Here is a 1,088-nt window from a genome sequence, read left to right as displayed (position 1 = left end):
AGAGCAAATGAAGTCGATGCAAAACGAGTTAATGAACTCTATAACAAACTTCAACGAGCAACTGAATCAAGAGCTAGATTCTTTGCAGACAAGTACCAGGTCCCGATTGAAATTTATAGACAACGAAATACAGCAGAGCTGTCAGAACTTGATCAACAACGCACAAGAGCAAAAGGAATCAGTGCAGAAGCTGACGCACAGATCAACCGAGCTATTGAATCAGGTACAAAGTTTAGTGAAACAAGCCGAAAGTTTGAATATTCAGAGCTTAGCTCAACAGCAGACACAGCAACAACAGCAGAAAATCAGTCTAATTTTGTCAGTATCATGTACAGCATTACTGCTAATCCTGATCATAATTTCATGGGTGAAGTAAATGAGCGAATTAAAGCAGTTAATCAGTCAGCAAGTCAGTTTGCTACAGAAACAGAACGAGCTACAGCAGACTTGTATCAACGAGCAGAAGAAGTACATCGAGCACTTAGAACAGCGCAACACAGCACTAATTCAGCAAATGAACCAAGTACCAAAGCTAGATATGTCGCAGTCTTTACAGACATTCGCAATGCAAGCGCAAAAACATTTGCAAGAGAAATTGCTTACTGTACTGGACAACTCGAACATCGAAAAATTAGTGCAGAGCAAGATCAATCAAGAACTAAAACCAATTCTGGACGATATACAGCTCACACAATCGCAATTAACGAAAGCACTTTCGACAGCATCATCATTGAATACAGCAACAGACAACGAAATCAACGTCAGCGAGTTAAACAACAAGCTTCAGAAGCTAGAACTTTCAGTCAACAACTTGATCGAACAACTAAACACATTGATTTAATTGCACGACAACTCAGTAATGTTGTGATTAAGCCAAAGCCCTGTACTGATTTAACTCGATATTTCAAAAACAATGGTTATCGCTCACCGACTGCGGAGCGTATTGCTGTTTGGTCAGAACGTCAGCATGAAGCATTTAAGAATCGAAATATTGAGCAAGTCGCTTACTACATCGAAACCAAATTTCAAGAACTAGGACACTATCAACACTATGAAAATGGGCTGAGTAGAGATGAAATTGATATTGT

At 39.3% G+C, this 1,088-nt stretch carries 1 protein-coding gene; it reads left to right on the top strand.

Features of this window, described 5'->3' with window-relative positions; genetic code table 11:
* A partial coding sequence (locus FTV41_RS14985) for a hypothetical protein (protein ID WP_179996788.1) occupies positions 1 to 1,088 on the top strand: 1,088 nt, incomplete at both ends.

The organism is Acinetobacter sp. YH16051, assembly GCF_013417135.1.
GTDB classification, from domain to species: domain Bacteria; phylum Pseudomonadota; class Gammaproteobacteria; order Pseudomonadales; family Moraxellaceae; genus Acinetobacter; species Acinetobacter towneri.
Note: the sequence above shows the minus strand (reverse complement) of the source record. Positions and strands in the feature narration are given on the sequence as shown.